The 17,026-nt window shown below is 34.4% G+C and carries 20 protein-coding genes and 1 riboswitch; of the genes, 10 read left to right on the forward strand and 10 right to left on the reverse strand.

Features of this window, described 5'->3' with window-relative positions; genetic code table 11:
* Nucleotides 1-88: 88 nt before the first annotated feature.
* The 3 genes from AC3EMB_RS01100 to proC form a co-directional block, all read right to left on the reverse strand.
* Nucleotides 89-1,729, reverse strand: a complete 1,641-nt coding sequence (locus tag AC3EMB_RS01100; RefSeq protein ID WP_053565427.1) for a peptide ABC transporter substrate-binding protein — start codon at nucleotides 1,727-1,729, stop codon at nucleotides 89-91.
* 132 nt (nucleotides 1,730-1,861) lie between these two features.
* Nucleotides 1,862-1,966, reverse strand: a riboswitch (SAM riboswitch).
* 152 nt (nucleotides 1,967-2,118) lie between these two features.
* Complete coding sequence (locus tag AC3EMB_RS01105) at nucleotides 2,119-2,952, reverse strand: aldo/keto reductase (RefSeq protein WP_000604196.1); 834 nt, start codon at nucleotides 2,950-2,952, stop codon at nucleotides 2,119-2,121.
* A gap of 1 nt (nucleotide 2,953) precedes the next feature.
* The gene (proC, locus tag AC3EMB_RS01110) at nucleotides 2,954-3,757 is read right to left on the reverse strand and encodes a pyrroline-5-carboxylate reductase (protein ID WP_053565425.1); all 804 of its coding nucleotides are present in this window, start codon (nucleotides 3,755-3,757) and stop codon (nucleotides 2,954-2,956) included.
* Between the two features lie 186 nt (nucleotides 3,758-3,943).
* On the opposite strand from proC, the gene pnuC reads away from it, so the two are divergent.
* The gene (gene pnuC, locus AC3EMB_RS01115) at nucleotides 3,944-4,594 is read left to right on the forward strand and encodes a nicotinamide riboside transporter PnuC (protein ID WP_089170283.1); all 651 of its coding nucleotides are present in this window, start codon (nucleotides 3,944-3,946) and stop codon (nucleotides 4,592-4,594) included.
* Between the two features lie 67 nt (nucleotides 4,595-4,661).
* On the opposite strand, the gene AC3EMB_RS01120 is transcribed toward pnuC, so the two are convergent.
* From AC3EMB_RS01120 to modA, 3 genes are all read right to left on the reverse strand, one after another.
* On the reverse strand, nucleotides 4,662-5,513 hold the full coding sequence (locus tag AC3EMB_RS01120; protein ID WP_000353546.1) for a GRP family sugar transporter: 852 nt from the start codon (nucleotides 5,511-5,513) through the stop codon (nucleotides 4,662-4,664).
* A gap of 300 nt (nucleotides 5,514-5,813) precedes the next feature.
* Nucleotides 5,814-6,488 carry a molybdate ABC transporter permease subunit gene (gene modB / locus AC3EMB_RS01125; protein WP_002152004.1) on the reverse strand — a complete coding sequence of 225 codons (675 nt, stop codon included), beginning with the start codon at nucleotides 6,486-6,488 and terminating at the stop codon, nucleotides 5,814-5,816.
* 5 nt (nucleotides 6,489-6,493) lie between these two features.
* A complete protein-coding gene (gene modA / locus AC3EMB_RS01130; RefSeq protein WP_416474992.1) occupies nucleotides 6,494-7,300 on the reverse strand; it encodes a molybdate ABC transporter substrate-binding protein in 807 nt (268 codons plus the stop codon).
* 160 nt (nucleotides 7,301-7,460) lie between these two features.
* Between modA and AC3EMB_RS01135 the strand changes: the two genes are divergently transcribed.
* Entirely contained in the window at nucleotides 7,461-8,381 is a 921-nt protein-coding gene (locus AC3EMB_RS01135; RefSeq protein WP_016513342.1) for a substrate-binding domain-containing protein, read from the forward strand.
* Nucleotides 8,382-8,446: 65 nt separating this feature from the next.
* Here the strand turns inward: AC3EMB_RS01135 and AC3EMB_RS01140 are convergent, their stop codons facing one another.
* A complete protein-coding gene (locus AC3EMB_RS01140; protein ID WP_001060018.1) occupies nucleotides 8,447-8,548 on the reverse strand; it encodes a DUF3948 family protein in 102 nt (33 codons plus the stop codon).
* 254 nt (nucleotides 8,549-8,802) lie between these two features.
* On the reverse strand, nucleotides 8,803-9,669 hold the full coding sequence (locus AC3EMB_RS01145) for a LysR family transcriptional regulator (RefSeq protein ID WP_064531607.1): 867 nt from the start codon (nucleotides 9,667-9,669) through the stop codon (nucleotides 8,803-8,805).
* Between the two features lie 127 nt (nucleotides 9,670-9,796).
* On the opposite strand from AC3EMB_RS01145, the gene AC3EMB_RS01150 reads away from it, so the two are divergent.
* Together AC3EMB_RS01150 and AC3EMB_RS01155 are read left to right on the forward strand one after the other, a co-directional pair.
* Nucleotides 9,797-10,765 (forward strand): DMT family transporter, encoded by a 969-nt coding sequence (locus AC3EMB_RS01150; RefSeq protein ID WP_488517404.1) that lies wholly within the window; start codon nucleotides 9,797-9,799, stop codon nucleotides 10,763-10,765.
* Nucleotides 10,766-10,786: 21 nt separating this feature from the next.
* A complete protein-coding gene (locus tag AC3EMB_RS01155) occupies nucleotides 10,787-10,927 on the forward strand; it encodes a YrzO family protein (RefSeq protein ID WP_000894065.1) in 141 nt (46 codons plus the stop codon).
* Between the two features lie 60 nt (nucleotides 10,928-10,987).
* Here the strand turns inward: AC3EMB_RS01155 and AC3EMB_RS01160 are convergent, their stop codons facing one another.
* A complete protein-coding gene (locus AC3EMB_RS01160) occupies nucleotides 10,988-11,083 on the reverse strand; it encodes a DUF3948 family protein (protein WP_001059387.1) in 96 nt (31 codons plus the stop codon).
* A gap of 337 nt (nucleotides 11,084-11,420) precedes the next feature.
* Between AC3EMB_RS01160 and AC3EMB_RS01165 the strand changes: the two genes are divergently transcribed.
* On the forward strand, nucleotides 11,421-12,026 hold the full coding sequence (locus AC3EMB_RS01165) for a lysophospholipid acyltransferase family protein (protein WP_000277778.1): 606 nt from the start codon (nucleotides 11,421-11,423) through the stop codon (nucleotides 12,024-12,026).
* Between the two features lie 72 nt (nucleotides 12,027-12,098).
* Here AC3EMB_RS01165 and AC3EMB_RS01170 read toward each other — a convergent pair whose 3' ends face one another.
* On the reverse strand, nucleotides 12,099-12,194 hold the full coding sequence (locus AC3EMB_RS01170; protein ID WP_001060007.1) for a DUF3948 family protein: 96 nt from the start codon (nucleotides 12,192-12,194) through the stop codon (nucleotides 12,099-12,101).
* Between the two features lie 305 nt (nucleotides 12,195-12,499).
* Here AC3EMB_RS01170 and AC3EMB_RS01175 point away from each other — a divergent pair, with 305 nt between their 5' ends.
* The 5 genes from AC3EMB_RS01175 (at nucleotide 12,500) to AC3EMB_RS01195 (ending at nucleotide 16,919) form a co-directional block, all read left to right on the forward strand.
* Nucleotides 12,500-13,477 carry a LacI family DNA-binding transcriptional regulator gene (locus tag AC3EMB_RS01175; protein WP_001273903.1) on the forward strand — a complete coding sequence of 326 codons (978 nt, stop codon included), beginning with the start codon at nucleotides 12,500-12,502 and terminating at the stop codon, nucleotides 13,475-13,477.
* Between the two features lie 161 nt (nucleotides 13,478-13,638).
* The gene (locus AC3EMB_RS01180) at nucleotides 13,639-13,968 is read left to right on the forward strand and encodes a PH domain-containing protein (protein WP_001004245.1); all 330 of its coding nucleotides are present in this window, start codon (nucleotides 13,639-13,641) and stop codon (nucleotides 13,966-13,968) included.
* Nucleotides 13,969-14,086: 118 nt separating this feature from the next.
* On the forward strand, nucleotides 14,087-14,923 hold the full coding sequence (locus AC3EMB_RS01185) for a YitT family protein (protein WP_000248045.1): 837 nt from the start codon (nucleotides 14,087-14,089) through the stop codon (nucleotides 14,921-14,923).
* Nucleotides 14,924-15,061: 138 nt separating this feature from the next.
* Nucleotides 15,062-15,418: a YxeA family protein gene (locus AC3EMB_RS01190; protein ID WP_000728423.1), complete on the forward strand. Its 357-nt coding sequence runs from the start codon at nucleotides 15,062-15,064 to the stop codon at nucleotides 15,416-15,418.
* Between the two features lie 736 nt (nucleotides 15,419-16,154).
* Entirely contained in the window at nucleotides 16,155-16,919 is a 765-nt protein-coding gene (locus tag AC3EMB_RS01195; protein WP_053565421.1) for a TatD family hydrolase, read from the forward strand.
* Nucleotides 16,920-17,026: the final 107 nt, after the last annotated feature.

Here is a 17,026-nt window from a genome sequence, read left to right on the forward strand (position 1 = left end):
CTACTTTTAATATATTTTGCTAAAAAAACAATTGATGTGGGCTAATAATAAGTGGGGATGAAGAACCCCCACTTATTACGGTTTTACTTTATTTTTCAATTTTTGCCCACTTGAAGTTTAATTGACCCGCAAAGTCTACTTGCACAATTCCTTTCACATAAGAACGTTCTAAATAAGATTCGCCTTTTTGGTAAAGAGGAGCGATAACAGAGTCTTTAAATAATATTTTCTCGGATTCTAGTAATGCTTCCCAGCGAGCTTTTTCATCACCAGCTAAAGTTGTTTTCACTTTTGCTATTGTTTCATCGAATTCCTTATTAGAGTAATGATCTAAGTTATAAGGGTTATTCGTTGTAAATAGCTCAAGGAATGTAATTGGATCCGCAAAGTCAGGGCTCCAGCCGTCAATTCCGATTTCGTAGTCACCTTTTAATAAAAGCGAAACTTGTTGCTTACGCGGTTGCGGTTTTATATTTACTGTTAATCCATCTAGATTCTTTTCTAGTTGCCCTTTTAAGAATTCACCAGTTTTCTTATCAAGGTCAGCATCACTCGTTAATAATTCTAATGTTATCTTTTCAGAACCAAGCTCTTGTTTAGCTTTTTTCCATAATTCTTGTGCAGATTTTGTATCAACTTTTGTTAAATCGCCGTTTGCAGTACGGAAGTCTTTTCCTTCAGGTCCTTTTGCAAAGTTTTTTGGAACGAGACCAAATGTTGGTGTAGAGCCATCATTTAATAACGTATTTACAAAGGATTTTCTATCAATTGTTTGATCGATTGCTTGGCGTGCAGAAACGTTTTGAAGTACTTTGTTTTGTTGATTCATGCGTAAAAATTGTACGCCTACATTTGGACGTTCTTTAAAGTTAGCATCTTTTTTATATTTATCAACGAAGTCAGATGTTAGTTTTATACGATCTAATTGTTTTGACTCGAATAAATTTACTTCTGTTGATTTTTCTTTTACGACGTTAAAATTGATTTCTTCTAGTTTGACAGTATCTTTATCCCAATAGGTAGGGTTCTTCTTAAATTTAAAGCTTTGTTCGTGCTTCCAATCGCTTAGTGTAAAAGCTCCATTGTACAAGATTGTATTATCTTCTAAAGCGTACTTATCACCTTGTGCTTTAAAGAATTCCTCGTTAATTGGTAGAAATGTTGGGAACGCTGTTAAGCTAATAAAATACGGAACAGGACGCTCCAATTCTACCTCAAACGTATGGTCATCAACTGCTTTTACACCAAGTTGGTCGGCTGGAAGTTCTTTGTTGTTAATTTTTGTTGCATTTTTAATATCAAAGAATAGAAATGCATATTCAGAGGCTGTTGCTGGATCTACGGCACGTTGCCAAGCGAACACAAAATCTTTCGCTGTAACAGGAGTGCCGTTTGACCATTTTGAATCTCGCAAATGGAATGTGTATTTCGTTTTATCGCCACTTACTTCATGAGATTTTGCAACACCAGGAACAGGTTTGTTACCTTCACCAAGATTATACAAACCTTCAAATACGTTTCTCATTACTTGACCAGAATCAGTATCTGTAGCACGGGCCGTATCCATTGTTCGTATTTCAGTAGGTGAAGATAAGTTTAAAACCTGTTTGCTAGGTGCCTCGTCTTTTGCATTTGCTCCGCTTGCTTCGTTTTTATAACTACCGCAACCAGTTAATAAAATACTTACTCCTACAACTGATGCAATACCGGGTACAAACTTCTTTTTCATTTGATTTTCCTCCTAAATAATTAAGTTTGGATGATGATGAGGGAAATGAAAAATAAAAAATCCCTCTTTTCATATTGAGAAAGAGGGATTTTTACGTACAAGTTATGCACCCGTATATAAACGAAGTCCCTCATTCTATCTTTCAAGCATAAAGCTTGCAGGAAGTGGCACAGTATTCAAAATGAACCTGCTGCCGAGGTTTCAAAGGGCCAGTCCCTCCACCTCTCTTGATACAATGAGTAAACGAATGAATTTTATTAATTTTTGTGTTTCTTTGATAATTGAAAATCTTACACCTTGAATAATGAAGTGTCAACCAAATGGAATATAGTTTAAATTTTCAGTTTTCTTAAACAGAAAAACCACTGCATATGGCAGTGGTTTTTCTACTAGAAGTTAAAGTTATCTGGATCTGGACCAACGCGACGATCTTCATTTAAAGCTTGAATTGCTTTCATATCATCAGCACTTAATTCAAAGTCGAAGATGTTTGCATTTTCAATAATGCGATGTTCTTTAATTGATTTAGGGATTGTTACAACTTCGTTTTGTAAATCCCAGCGTAAAATAATTTGCGCAGTTGATTTATTATATTTTGTCGCAATTTCTTGTAACGTTGGATTATCTAGTAGTTGTCCTTGCATTAATGGTGACCAAGCTTCAAGCTGGATATTATGTTCTTTACAGAATGCATGTAGCTCTTCTTGTGCTAAACGTGGGTGATATTCCACTTGGTTGACCATTGGCTTAATTTCAGCAATTTCAAATACGTCTTGTAAGTGGTGAATGTGGAAATTACTCACACCGATAGCGCGAACACGGCCATCTTTATAAAGTTTTTCTAATGCTTTCCATGATTCAGTATATTTCCCTTTTACAGGCCAATGTACTAAATATAAATCTAAATATTCTAGACCTAATTTCTCTAATGTAGTTTCAAATGCTTGAAGTGTTGTTTCATATCCTTGATCGCTATTCCATACTTTTGAGGTAATAAATAATTCTTCACGTGAAACACCGGATTCACGAATCGCTTGTCCAACGCCTTCTTCATTTTGATAGATTGCTGCAGTATCGATGCTGCGGTAGCCATTTTTAATTGCTGCTTTTACAGAATCAATTACTTCTGAACCATCTTCTACTTTAAAAACACCTAAACCAAACCAAGGCATTTTTACACCGTTATGTAATGTTGTATAATCTTTTAAACTTGTTAAAATCATATTATTTCCCCCTAGCTTTTTTGTTTGTTGCTTCTACTGCTTTTTGAATTGCCTCTGAAAAATTATATTCGTATAAAGTTTTGAGACCCTCAGCTGTGGAACCACCTGGCGTTGTTACTTGTTCGCGAAGGTTAGCTGGATTTTGCGTTTGTTCAAGCATAGAAGCAGAGCCAGAAATCATTTGAATGACAAGATGTTTTGCGGTTTCTTCATCGACTCCATAACTTTTTGTTGCTTCAATTAAGCTTTCAGCAAAGTAATAAAGGAAGGCTGGTGCACTTCCAGTAACTGCAGTAAGCTGATGAACTTCTTCCTCAGTACAAAGTTGCGAAGTACCAATACCTCTTAAAAGCAGTTGCAGGGTTTCTTGATGCATCTCGGCTACTGATTGTCCTATTGTATATAAGGAGATAGACTTTCCAATTTCAGCAGCTGTATTAGGCATAATCCAAGCAACAGGTGTGCCTTTTGGGAGTCTAGCTTCTAAATAAGATGGTCCAATGCCAGCTGCTACTGTTACGACAAGTTGATTTGATATTAACGGAGATAGCTCAGCTAATAATTCTTCATGAGCAGAAGGTGGCATTGCTAAAACAACCGTATCGACAGATGTAATATGCTGCTTCCAATCCGTTGTAATAGACACATTATATCGCCTTTGTAATTGTTCTAACTTTTCTACGTTGCTTCGGTTAGAGATGATAATTTCTTCGATGTATTCTTTGCTTGTTTTAAGTAATCCGGAAAATATAGCTTCTGCCATACGACCAGCACCAATAAATAAAATTCGATGTTTGTTAGGCATATCCTTTATTCCTTTCTAGTAGAGATATGTTATAAAAACGATATCATCTTTAAGAGAATTTTGTAAAAAGAAAAGACTTACCGTAGATGGAATGGATAATGAGAAGGAGGAAATTCATGGTAAAGGAAAGGGCTATTCCTTATACTGGTGATAGGGAATTTATTACACATCTGGGGAGAGATAAATATGGTTAGAAGTCCACTTTTTTTACTTGTTTCTAGTATTATTTGTGTATTAGTTGGATTGTATATTCAATCGAGTTATATTGAAATTTTCGCATCAATTATGGGAATCATTAATGTTTGGTTATTAGCGAGAGAAAAAGTATCCAATTTTTTATTTGGCATGATTACTGTTGCGGTATTTCTATACATTTTTATTACACAAGGTTTATATGCAATGGCAGTATTAGCCGCTTTTCAATTTATATTTAATGTATATGGTTGGTATTATTGGATTGCACAAAGTGGGGAGGGAGAAGTAAAAGCAACAGTTCGTTTAGATTTGAAAGGGTGGACTTTTTATATAAGTTTTATTTTAGTTGCTTGGATTGGTTGGGGTTATTATCAAGTCCGTTATTTAGAGTCAACAAGTCCATATTTAGACGCTTTAAATGCCGTATTGGGACTAGTGGCTCAATTTATGTTAAGTCGAAAAATATTAGAAAACTGGCATTTATGGATTTTATATAACGTAGTTAGCATTGTAATTTATATTTCTACTGGTTTATACGTCATGCTAATATTAGCTATTATTAATCTCTTTATATGTGTAGCTGGTTTGCTAGAGTGGAAGAGCAATTATAAGGGGCAAGAACATACAAATAATTATATCTAGAAAATAATTAGAATTAAAAAACCCCTGAAGTACATATGCTTCAGGGGTTTACTAATAGAATATAAGATTATGCTTTTGTCATACCAAGTAATACAGCGCCGCCGATAATTAAAACACTACCTAGTGCAATAAAGATCAATTGACGTTTTGTTTTCTTTTCACCTAAGAATACAATCGCACCGAATGTTGAGATAACGATTCCAGTTTGAGATAATGGGAAGCTTGTTGCTACTCCAACACGTGGTAATGAAAGAAGTAAGAATAAGTTTCCAGTTCCCCATAGTAAACCAGATAAAGCATTACGGATTGCATATTTGTTAAATGGTTTATGTTTAGATGTCAGTACAACCGCACCAACAAACATACCAACTGCTTGTGGTAAAATAGCAGACCAACCATCGATATTATACCAACGAATAATAATTACATATACAAGATAGCCGAAAGTAGAAACAATTAAAGTAAGAAGTCCTTTTTTCAATTGTCCTGGTGGCTGAGCATTTTCTTTATCATCTAGTGATGTGAATACAACACCAACTACGATTAATAGGATTGCAATCGTTCCCAGAATAATCGTTGTAGTAGTAGTCCACTCACGGAAAGCGATAACCCCAAAGATAGAAGTTGCAACAAGTTGCATACCAGTAGAAATTGTTACGGTAGTTGAAACACCTAGTTTTTCAACTGTTTTTAATTGGTTTACTTGTCCTAAAGCCCAGAATAAACCTGAAATAAACCCAACAATTAAGACTGTCATTGTTAAAGCTGGTTGAGTAAATACATACATAATTGTTGCGAAGAATAGAGCACCGATTGTCATACCTACCGTTTGGCTATATGCACCACCGCCCATTTTTACGCTTACTAATAAGATGTTTCCCCATGCAATTGCAGGAAGAAGCGCTAATAAAATGTCCATTACAAAACTCCCTTCGGTTTGCTATACCAATATAGTTACATATCGTTCTAACGATCGGTAATGCCCCACTAATAGAGTAGAAGATTACCGATCGCTAAAACAGGATGAAGAATTCACGATATAAATGCGTTTTCATTTCTTCATTTTTTGAAACACCTCCATATAATAACAGGAAATTGCCTATTTTAGAAAGTGAATTCAAATAAAATGTATATTTAAATAAGAGGTAAAATTCAGTTATTTCCCGGTGGTATATTTTATTTCCTAAGAAATAAAGAAGCAGCTTCCAAAAAAGCTGCTTTAAGGGTTAGTAATTCTTTTGTTAATAAGCTGAATACATAGCAGAAATAGGAGTGACATACTAATAGTGATAACCACAAGTGTCCAGGCGAGTTGCATATTACTTGCGTCAATGGCCATGTAAATTGCAGTCGGGATTGTCTGTGTTTTACCAGGGATATTCCCGGCAAACATGAGTGTAGCACCAAACTCACCGAGCGCGCGGACAAAGCTCAAAATCATCCCGCTTAGTAATGCAGGAAATGCGAGCGGAAGTGTAACGTGCAGAAAAACTTGATATTCACTTGCGCCAAGGTCACGAGCACTTTCTTCAATTTGTACATTTGCGATAGAAAATCCCGTTTTCGCTGATTGGTACATAAGTGGAAATGCAACAACTGTAGAAGCGATGATCGCAGCGGTAGATGTGAACATAATAGACTGCTGAAATAATGATTCAACCCACCTTCCGATCGGGCTGTTGTTTCCAAAGATGATAATGAGAAAGAAGCCGATAACAGTTGGTGGAAGTACCATTGGTAATAAAAATATGGTTTCTAATAGTACTTTATATCGCCATGAGGAGCGAGCTAGTGCTCGTCCGACAATCGTCCCTAAAATTGTAACGAGAATAGTGGCACACGCAGCTACTCTTAAAGATAGAAAGACAGGCGATATAATAGCATCAATGCTCATAGTAATTACGACAGGACTGTAAATCCATATTTCTTAAAGGTAGATTGTGCATCTTTTGACTGCAAATACTCATAAAATGAATTCGCCTCTTTCTTATGTTTAGATTCTTTTATAACACCTAAAGGATAGTGGATTGGCTCATGAGAAGTAGCTGCTGCTGCCTCACCAATCTTTACTTTATCTGAAATGAGAGCATCTGTTTTGTATACGATACCAGCATCGACATTCCCTGTTTCTACATATGTTAACACTTGGCGAACATCTTTTGTAAATACGACTTTATTTTGAACATCATTCCAAAGGTTTTCGTGTGTTAGAGAGGCCTTTGCATATTTGCCAGCAGGTACAGATTCAGGTGTACCAAGTGCGATTTTTTTGATTTTCTCATCTTTTAAATCTTGAAATTTTGTAAGAGAACTATCTTTAGGGATGACTAGAACTAGTTCATTTCCAAGAAGATTTTTCCCTTCTTTTTCATTAATGAATCCTTTTTTTACAAGGATTTGGAATTTATCTTCTGCAGCAGAGAAGAATAAATCAGCAGGTGCACCTTGTTCAATTTGTTGTTGAAGTGCTCCAGAAGCACCGAAGTTAAAAGAAAGTTTAATATTTGGTTCTTTTTCTTTATATTGTTTTTCAATTTCTTTTAATGCATCTTGTAAGCTTGCAGCAGCTGAGATAGTAAGTTCAACTGCTTTTCCTTCTTTAGCAGTTGATTTCTCTTTCTTATCTCCGTTTATACATGCAACACTAAATATAAGAAGAAAAGAAAGTATAAGTGCCCCAATCGAACGTAATGTAAATTTATTCATAAAAAAATCCCCTTTCGTTTTGACACATCTAATTATAACTAAATATAACTAAATATAACTAGTTATAATTGAATATAATTTGAACATATATCTATTTTTAAAAAATAGGAGAAATATTCTTTTCTTTGTTACAATGAAAGAAGAAAGTGAGGAATCGTCTATGGATCATCATTCCTACACAACGGAAGAAGTAGCAAAGCGATTAAAAGTATCAAAATTAACTGTATACGACTTAATTAAAAAAGGAGAACTTCCTTCTTATAGAGTTGGTAGACAGATGCGCATTGATGCAGCAGATTTAGATCAATATATAAAACAAATGAAAACAGGAAAGGTACAAGTTACTCCTGTAAAAAACGATGGTAGTAGTATCTTGAACACGTGTATTATTAGTGGTCAAGAACTAACGTTAGATATGTTAGCTAAACGTATAGAAAATCGTTTGCCAAGTTCTAATGTTTTAAGGGCGTATCAAGGTAGCTTAACAAGTTTAGTGAAAATGTATCAAGGAGAAGGAAGTATCGTTAGTTTGCATTTGTTTGATGGTGAAACGGGTACATATAATGTTCCTTATGTAAAACGCATTTTAGTAGGCCAGCCATGTATTATGATTAATTTATTGTCCAGAAATGTAGGATTTTATGTCCAAAAAGGAAATCCGAAGAAAATAAAGACATGGGCCGACATATCTGGATCCACTATAAAGTTTGTAAATCGAGAAAAGGGTTCTGGTATTAGAGTGTTAGTGGATGAACAATTACGAATCCAAAAATTAAATAAAGCTGATATTAGTGGATATGAATGGGAAGAATCGAATCATCTGGGTGTTGCCACGCAAGTTGCAAATGGAAAAGCTGATGTAGGAGTAGGTTCAGAAAAGTTTTCGCAAATTGTAAATGTGGACTTTATTCCAATCATGAAAGAACAGTATGATTTAGTAATTTTGAAGAATAAAGAAAATGAAGAGCTGATTGAAGTCGTGAAAGACATTCTGCAATCGGAAGAATTTCATAATGAATTAAATGCAATTGGCGGATATGATATTACGAAAACAGGTCAAATTATATATGAAACAAACTAAAAAGCTGCTTGTCTATAAGACGAGCAGCTTTTTCTATATATAAAGGGGTTTGGGGAAACAAAGTGTTAAACAAGACCTTGAGCAAGTGTATAAATGAAAGCCGTAAGAAGAGTAGCTCCACTTGCAAGTCCGATAAAGTCTGATTTGTTGAAAGTAATGTTGTTCATTATAATCTCTCCTTATTTGTTTAATGTAGTTGCAACAGCTTTTGCATCGACAAGTGCGGATAGCACCATGCCCATTGTATTTAAAAATTTATTTGATTTCATATTGTTCATCATGCGTATCCGCCCCTTTTCGAATTGTTGTTGCCCTGCTTATGTCTTAATTATAGGAAATATGTCCACTTGCAACTATCGAATTAGCTTACGAAAGACTTACACTTTTGTAAGAAAAAAAGACATTCATGTAAGAATGTCTTTCACAGCATATTGATATGATGATGTTCTTCAATTGTTTTTAAAAAACTACGCATTGAATTCGTCATATAGCTATCTTTACGGCGTATGAAAACCGTTGAAATACTGCCGTATTTTTCAGGGATTGCATGACAATGTACCTTACCTGCTTTAGAAAGATGATGGACAGCAGACTGTGGTACGAGTGTAATTCCGAGGCCGAGTGCAACGCTGTTTAATATTGTCTCTAATATATTGAATTCCATAATTCTTTTTGGTAGCAAACCTTCGTCTTTAAGCCAACGTTCTAGTTTGGAACGGTATCCGCATCCTTGGTTAAAAACGAGTAGAGGCGTTGTTGTAAATTCTTCTATATGAAAGGCTTTATTTTGTGTTATAAGCATTAATTTCTCTGTACTAACATCGTATTGTTCGATTAGTGGATGTTTAATAGGACCTGATATAAAGGCGCCATCTAATTGATGATCAAGTACTTCTCTAATTAATTCTTCTGTTAGACCCGCTTGTAATGATAAATCGACATTCGGATAGCTTTTATAGTAAGAAGATAAAATGGTAGGCAGTGTACTTACTGTTTCGACTGTACCGATTTTTAATATACCGCAGGGTGTTTCGCTATCTAAAAATACTTGTTTTAGTTCGTCGACATCTTGCAAAATTTTACTAACATAAACGAGCATTTTTCTTCCTTCAGCTGTTAAAGTCATTCCTCGTTTATGGCGGTAAAAGAGTGGGGTTTTTAATTCGTTTTCTAGTTGTTTAATACGTGCAGTTACATTTGATTGTACATAATTTAATTCCTTTGCTGCGCTACTTACACTACCCTGGTCGGCAACGCTTTTAAAGATTTGTAAGTCTCGTAATTCCATTTTGTAATCCCCCTTGATGTTAACTATCATTATAAATGATAGTTAACATCATTTTGAATCATTTTACGTGATATATTTTTTCTTTTACAATTCTCTTTGTGCAAATAGAAAGAAACGGGGGATTGCGGTGAGAAGAGGTCAAATGATAATAGGGGCTTTAGCGTGTTTAATTGCGAGTATGTCATGGGGAGCGATGTTTCCAGTTGCTGATCATGCGCTAGAATACATAGATCCATTTTATTTTTCTCTTATTCGTTATGGAGCAGTGGCGATAATGCTGATTGTATTGTTGTTAATGAAAGAAGGAAAACAGGCATTTCGTTTAGAGGGAAGAGGAAAGTTACTCGTCTTTTTTGGAACGATGGCATTTACAGTATATAATGTCCTCATATTTTTAGGGCAAATGTTAATGGGTAAGTCGGGTGTAATGGTAGCTTCCATTATGGAATCACTTATGCCGATGATTTCTATTTGTATTTTATGGGGATATAAGCATATAAAACCGAAGAAGTATATGATAACGAGTATGGTTATTGCTTTTGTAGGAGCTGTGTTTGTTATTACAAAAGGTGACATGAGTTTCTTTGTAACATTGAAAGATAATATGTTCTCATTAGCATTTATATTTATTGGTGTTGTAGGCTGGGTTATTTATACGATGGGTGGTCAAATGTGTAGTGATTGGTCAACATTACGTTATTCTACGTTGACGTGTGTATTCGGTACGACTGTTACAGGAATTATAACGGTAATTATTACGTCGCTTGGATATGTTTCAGTTCCTAGTATGGGAACGATTTCTATTGTGAAGTACGATTTGTTATTTATGATGACATTGCCAGGTATTGTAGCGCTACTTGCTTGGAACTATGGTGTGAAAATTTTATCATCCATTAATGGGATTTTATTTATTAATTTTGTACCAATTACGACTTTAGTTATTATGATGATGCAAGGGTATCAGATCACAATGTTTGATATTATAGGGACTGTACTTGTTATTGCAGCGCTTATTCGCAATAACGTTTGTCAGAGAAAAGAAGAAAATATAAATAAGAGAGTTTTACAAGAAGAGCAATTACGTCAAGCTGTTTAATAGGCAAATGGAGGATTTCACATGTTAGAAAGTTTATTGTTTTTCTTCGCCGTCGGAGTTGCCTGTGAGCTTGCAGCAATTAATCGAAATGGTCGTAAAAAGATAAAACAACAAGCTGAGCTGATACAGCTTTTAAAAGAATTGAAAGAAAGAAAAAATTAAAAAGACGACCGGGCATAGACGGTCGTCTTTTTCTATATAAAGGGGAAAGGGGACACAAAGTTATACAAGCGTAGCAGCGTAAATGAAAGCAGTAAGAAGAAGAGAGCCGCTAGCTAATCCTAAAAAATCTAATTTGTTAAAAGCAATGTTATTCATAATACATTCTCCTTACTTGTTTAATGTAGAAGCAACAGCTTTTGCATCGAAAAGAGCCGATAATACCATGCCCATTGTATTTAAGAAATTGTTCGTTTTCATTTTGTTCATCATATTGATCCACTCCTTTTCGAATAATTGTTGCCCTGTTTCTGACTTAATTGTATGAAATATAGTAAGAAGTAACTATCGAATTAGCTTACAAGAAAATTACACTTTTGTAAGAATTGAAATTTAACAATTCATCCTTAATTTTATTACCAACTCCTAAAACTTAGTGTTATAATTATTATAAGAATATGATTATACTTCGGATGTTTAGAAAGGAACGAAATAAATGTATAAACCAATTACATTTTTGTTGAAATATATATTTAAAACAGCTGGGAAAGTAGAAGTACAAGGAAGAGAAAAGCTACCAGAAGGTGGACCGTATGTTGTTGCATGTACACATACAAGTTTTATGGATGTATTAATGTTAGCTACAGGGATGTATCCAACTCAAATTCATTACATGGCCAAAAAAGAATTATTTGAAGGGAAATTCAAAAATTGGTTCTTTAAAAATGTAAATGCATTCCCTGTAGATCGTGCGAATCCAGGACCAAGTACACTTAAAATTCCATCACGTTTATTAAAAGAAGGAAAGGTAGTAGGGATTTTTCCGAGTGGAACAAGATCAGCGGAAGATGTTTCATTAAAAGCGGGTGCTGTGACAATTGCGATGCGTTCTAATGTACCTTTAGTGCCGGCAGCTTATGTTGGTCCATCAAGTGTAAAAGAATTAATAAAGGGGAAAAAGGCACAATTGATTTTTGGAGATCCAATTCAAATTGAGGCTGGAGAACAAATAGATCGAAAAACCGCTATGAAAATGATGACAGATCAATTAAATGAGAAGTTTGAGGAGTTAAAAGAAGCTTTGCAATCAAATCAAAAATAAGAAAAGACGACCGGGCATAGACGGTCGTCTTTTCTATTACTATTTATAATAAAGGGGAAAGGGGACACAAAGTTATACAAGCGTAGCGGCGTAAATAAAAGCAGTAAGAAGAAGCGAGCCACTAGCTAGTCCTAAAAAATCTAATTTGTTAAAAGTGATGTTATTCATAATATATTCTCCTTACTTGTTTAATGTAGAAGCAACAGCTTTTGCGTCGATAAGAGCGGAAAATACCATGCCCATTGTATTTAAGAAATTGTTCGTTTTCATTTTGTTCAGCATATTAATCCGCTCCTTTTCGAATAGTTGTTACCCTGTTTCTGACTCCATTGTATGAAATGTTGCGGAAAGTAACTATCGAATTAGCTTACAGAAAAATTACACTTTTGTAAGAGAAACGAATGAAGGTGTAATGATAAGAAGATTTGACATATGTTCATGAGATTCATTAAGTTAAAGGTAGAGGTGAGTGAATGGCTAATATTAAAGATATTGCAAAGATGGCGGGAGTTTCAGTTACGACTGTTTCGAGAGTGTTGAATGATCACCCATATGTAAGTGAAGAAAAAAGGAAAGCGGTTATAGAGATAGTTGAGAAATTGAATTACTCGCAAAACGCAAATGCTGTTCATTTATCAAAAGGAAAAACGAATATTGTTGGTGTGATTTTACCGTATATTAATCATCCGTGTTTTGATGCGATGGTGAGCGGAATGATGGAGACTGCGTTAGCGCATAATTACAGGGTGCTACTTTGCCAAACGAATTATAATAAAAAAGAAGAAATGAAAAGTTTACATATGTTAAAAACAAAACAATTGGATGGTCTTATTATTTGTTCACGTGCAAATGATTGGGAAACGATAGAACCGTATGCTTCTTACGGCGCAATAATTGCTTGTGAAGACAATGATATTTCAAACATCTCAAGTGTATATACGAATCATTCAGCGGCCTTTCAATTAGGAATGGATTATTTGATTGAGAAAGGTTATAAAAAAATTGGTTATTGCACGGGAAGGAAATTAGGGCCAAGTAGCCAAAAACGTTTTGATGTTTATAAACAGCAATTGCAATCTATAGACGAAGAGGTTAATGAAGAATGGATCTTTACAGAATGTTTTACACTAGAAGATGGTGTAAAAGTGGCTCATAAGTTAAAAGAGATGCAGGATCTTCCTGAAGCATTAATAGTAGCAGGTGATGAAGTTGCGATTGGGGTTATGACAGAGGTTGAAAAATTAGGGATTCAAGTTCCTGAGGATTTAGCGATTATTGGCTTTGATAATCAACCTATCTCGCAAGTGTTACAATTGACAACTATTGATCAAAATTTAAAGGAGATAGGGAAAACTGCTTTTGAAATGTTGCATAGAAAAGTGAATGACGAGAGTTCTGAACAAGAAAAGCTGGAAATTCCATACGAACTTGTGGAACGCTCTACAGTTTAATCGTAATCCGTTATGTGTATAATCGCATAACGGATTATTTTTTTGAAATATCTTTGACAGGAAACGCGTTTCATACTTTATAAAGGAGTTAAACCGGTCTGTAATAATCCATGGATTCTTTTCAAGTGTTAATGCAGTGAATAGAATTTGGAGGAATATGCATGAATGAACTTTTATCGAGTATGAAAAAGTATGTAGATGATGATGAAAAGATTCTGGCTTTTGTGGTAGGGATATTTGAGAAGGATAATTTTATATTATCGTATCAACATGGGGTTTTTGTTGCCACTACTAGACGTCTCCTTTTTTACGGGAAATTTCCGTACTATTCTTCAACATTTAAAGAGTATTCATATTTGCATATAGATAGCATAGATTTTCATCCGTATTTTGAATTTACTTGTAGTCATGAAACCATTCGCGCTAAGTATATTCAGAAAGGGAATGTGGAGCGATTTGTCCGTGCAGTTAGAGCAAATATGAATAATTAATCAACCCTCTGTTTAAACATAATATTTCAATTTTTAAGAGGGAAAATGCGGAATAAAAACCACTTCTAAACCTCTAGGAGATAGTGATACAATGTCAAATGGGGGGAGGGTATGAACTATGGTTAATCAACGTATAAAGGAAATAACACTAATTACAATTGGTTCATTATTATTCGCAATTGGTATTAATTACTTTGCAATTCCAAACCGTTTATCGGAAGGTGGAATTATTGGTTTAACGGTTGTTACGTACTACTTATTTGATTGGTCACCAGGAATTGTGAACTTTGCTATAAATGCAATTTTACTAGCTGTTGGTTATAAATTTTTTGATAAGAAAACAATGATTTATACAATTTTAGGGATTGTAGAAACATCTTTGTTTTTATACGTTACAGAACATATTGAGTATCATGTAAATAGTGATACATTATTAGCAGCTTTATTTGCTGGTTTATTTGTGGGCATTGGATTAGGCTGTATGTTCAAAGCCGGAGGTACATCGGGAGGATCAGCAATCTTAGCTCAGTTAGCAAATCAATATTTAGGTTGGAGTGTAGGTAAAGGCGTACTAATTATTGATATTGTTGTAATTGCTGGTTCTGTATTTATAATAGGGCAAGAAAAGGCGATGTATACACTTGTGGCTGTGTTCATTGGAGCGAAGGTGATTGATTTCATTGTAGAAGGAATGGACACAAAAACGGCTGTTACGATTATTTCGAATCAACCAGATTTAATTCGTGAAGCTATTACGAAAAATATGACACGCGGTGTTACTGTATTAGAAGGGCGCGGCGGATATACTGGTAAAAATAAAGAAGTTTTATATGTTGTTATTAATAAACAAGAGCTTGTTAAGTTAAAACAAGTTATTAGCCGGGTAGATGAAGATGCTTTCGTTGTTATACATGATGTACGTGATGTACTTGGCGGTGGCTTTAAAGCAAGCTAAAAGGTGAACGAGTAAATTCGTTCACCTTTTTTAATTCTTACAAAAATGTAAGTGTAATGTAATGAGATTCAATAGTAGATTTTATTCCCCCTTTTTAAAATGGATGTATATATATCCTGCAGAGGAGGAATGTTTATTATGAAGAAAAAAATGATCACTACTATAATAGCGATGATAGTGATAGTAGTAATGTTACTGCCTACGAAACTTGGACCGGTTATCGATAAATATAATCCATTTTATAAGACGAAAGAATACTATACGGTTGTGAATACAATTGGTCAGCATATCGGTGATGAGTGGTATGAATATGAATTTATTGCATTCGATGAACGTGGTAGAGAGCAGAAAATAAAGAAAACGGTTAAGCATATGTTAAAGAGAGATGAAGCATTAAAGGTTTTTGCAAAAGGGCGTTACGGTGAGTCCATTGAAGAGATTGAGGTTGCAAATATTCCTATAAATGCGAAGAGTAAACTTTTAACGGTGAGATAGCGAAATATACCCCCAGCTATTTTTTGTCGAAAATAAAAATACTGGGTAAGGGTATTTTTAAGGTTAACAAAAAAGCCTTAGTCCATATAGACTAAGGCTTTTTTGTTATATAAAGGGGAAGGGGGTACATTGTAGTAGCATGGGTGAAAGGTATAAGAAGAGTAGCTACTAGCAATGTAATTTGGTTATGTGATTGTTCTTCTTATTTGGCTTACTTTCTAACTTTATTGTACGAAATATAAGTAAGGAGAACTATCGAATTACATTACACATAACTTACAAACATGTAAGCCTTCTGTAATGTAATTCGATAGTTAAAAGATAGTAATTTTCATATAGTGTAACTAGAAAGTATCAATGTATTACTTTCTGTTTGTAATGAAGAATGAAAAACCAACTAATTTTTAATAATCCTCATCTGAATAAAGATGGGGATCTTTTTTAAACCTTACAACATTGTAAGGTTTACGTAAGTTAATTCGATAGTAAATTTGTCATATTTTTTGCATAATAGATACAGATAGAAAAATAATTAGGGATCTAGTAAGAAGGGAGAAAAATGGGATGCGTAAAGAAGAAGTAGTGAAGTTACCAATTAAAGATTTCTGTAGCTACTTTACTGTTGCCGTAGTGTGTATTGGATTATTTGATATCATAACAAACTTAATTGTTAAATAATATAGATGCTAAAACAAGAAAGGAAGTCCTTTCTTGTTTTTTTTATGGGGGCATAAAGATGAAATGGATTGATAGTCATATACATGTTGATCAATATAAGGATGAAGAGAAGAGCAGATTACTAAAAGAGGTGGAAAATAGTAAAGAAATAAAGGGGCTTATTGCGGTATCTATGAATTATCAATCTTGTAAGGAAACGTTATCTTTAGCGAAGAAGTATCCCTTTATATATCCAGCGATAGGGTTTCATCCAGAGCAACAGATTCATAAAGAAGAGTGTGAACAGATTTATCAACTTATTGAACAGAACGCAGAGGAAATTGTTGCGATTGGTGAAGTAGGTTTGCCCTATTATTTGAGAAAAGAAGATGAAAGAATTGCTGCAGATCCATACATAGCTGTATTGAAAAAATTTATAGAACTAGCTAGTAAGTATAATTTGCCGATTGTATTACACGCAGTTTATGAAGATGCTGACATTGTATGTGATTTGCTAGAGAAATATAAAGTTTCACGTGCACACTTCCATTGGTTTAAAGGAAGCGATGAAACAATGAAACGGATGATGAGAAATGGTTATTATATTTCGATTACACCGGATGTTTTACATAAGGAGAAGATTAGAAAAATCGTTTCGTATTATCCGCTTGAATATATGATGGTAGAAACAGATGGTCCGTGGGAATTTCAAGAGGATGTTATAACGCACCCAAGAATGATTCGAGAGGTATTAAAGGAAATTAGTTCTATAAAAAACATATCCATTGATAAGGTCGCAAAAACAATATATGAAAATACAAGTCAATTTTATTTGAAAGGATAGGGGAATTATAGTTTTAATCATGTAACGGAAAAAGTAAAAGTTGAATTTATTTAGTAAAATGCCACGGTTTGATATATGACAAAAAACCACCAAGCGTTCCGCTCGGT

This window comes from Bacillus sp. LQ16 (assembly GCF_057784645.1).

Coding starts and splice junctions, on each gene's coding strand:
- AC3EMB_RS01165 (WP_000277778.1), top strand. CDS start 11,421: ATGTATAAACCAATTACATTTTTGTTGAAATATATATTTAAAACAGCT.
- AC3EMB_RS01105 (WP_000604196.1), bottom strand. CDS start 2,952: ATGATTTTAACAAGTTTAAAAGATTATACAACATTACATAACGGTGTA.
- AC3EMB_RS01155 (WP_000894065.1), top strand. CDS start 10,787: ATGTTAGAAAGTTTATTGTTTTTCTTCGCCGTCGGAGTTGCCTGTGAG.
- AC3EMB_RS01100 (WP_053565427.1), bottom strand. CDS start 1,729: ATGAAAAAGAAGTTTGTACCCGGTATTGCATCAGTTGTAGGAGTAAGT.
- AC3EMB_RS01160 (WP_001059387.1), bottom strand. CDS start 11,083: ATGAATAACATTGCTTTTAACAAATTAGATTTTTTAGGATTAGCTAGC.
- AC3EMB_RS01180 (WP_001004245.1), top strand. CDS start 13,639: ATGAATGAACTTTTATCGAGTATGAAAAAGTATGTAGATGATGATGAA.
- AC3EMB_RS01190 (WP_000728423.1), top strand. CDS start 15,062: ATGAAGAAAAAAATGATCACTACTATAATAGCGATGATAGTGATAGTA.
- AC3EMB_RS01185 (WP_000248045.1), top strand. CDS start 14,087: ATGGTTAATCAACGTATAAAGGAAATAACACTAATTACAATTGGTTCA.
- AC3EMB_RS01120 (WP_000353546.1), bottom strand. CDS start 5,513: ATGGACATTTTATTAGCGCTTCTTCCTGCAATTGCATGGGGAAACATC.
- pnuC (WP_089170283.1), top strand. CDS start 3,944: ATGGTTAGAAGTCCACTTTTTTTACTTGTTTCTAGTATTATTTGTGTA.
- AC3EMB_RS01145 (WP_064531607.1), bottom strand. CDS start 9,669: ATGGAATTACGAGACTTACAAATCTTTAAAAGCGTTGCCGACCAGGGT.
- AC3EMB_RS01170 (WP_001060007.1), bottom strand. CDS start 12,194: ATGAATAACATCACTTTTAACAAATTAGATTTTTTAGGACTAGCTAGT.
- proC (WP_053565425.1), bottom strand. CDS start 3,757: ATGCCTAACAAACATCGAATTTTATTTATTGGTGCTGGTCGTATGGCA.
- AC3EMB_RS01135 (WP_016513342.1), top strand. CDS start 7,461: ATGGATCATCATTCCTACACAACGGAAGAAGTAGCAAAGCGATTAAAA.
- AC3EMB_RS01140 (WP_001060018.1), bottom strand. CDS start 8,548: ATGAACAACATTACTTTCAACAAATCAGACTTTATCGGACTTGCAAGT.
- modB (WP_002152004.1), bottom strand. CDS start 6,488: ATGAGCATTGATGCTATTATATCGCCTGTCTTTCTATCTTTAAGAGTA.
- modA (WP_416474992.1), bottom strand. CDS start 7,300: ATGAATAAATTTACATTACGTTCGATTGGGGCACTTATACTTTCTTTT.
- AC3EMB_RS01175 (WP_001273903.1), top strand. CDS start 12,500: ATGGCTAATATTAAAGATATTGCAAAGATGGCGGGAGTTTCAGTTACG.
- AC3EMB_RS01195 (WP_053565421.1), top strand. CDS start 16,155: ATGAAATGGATTGATAGTCATATACATGTTGATCAATATAAGGATGAA.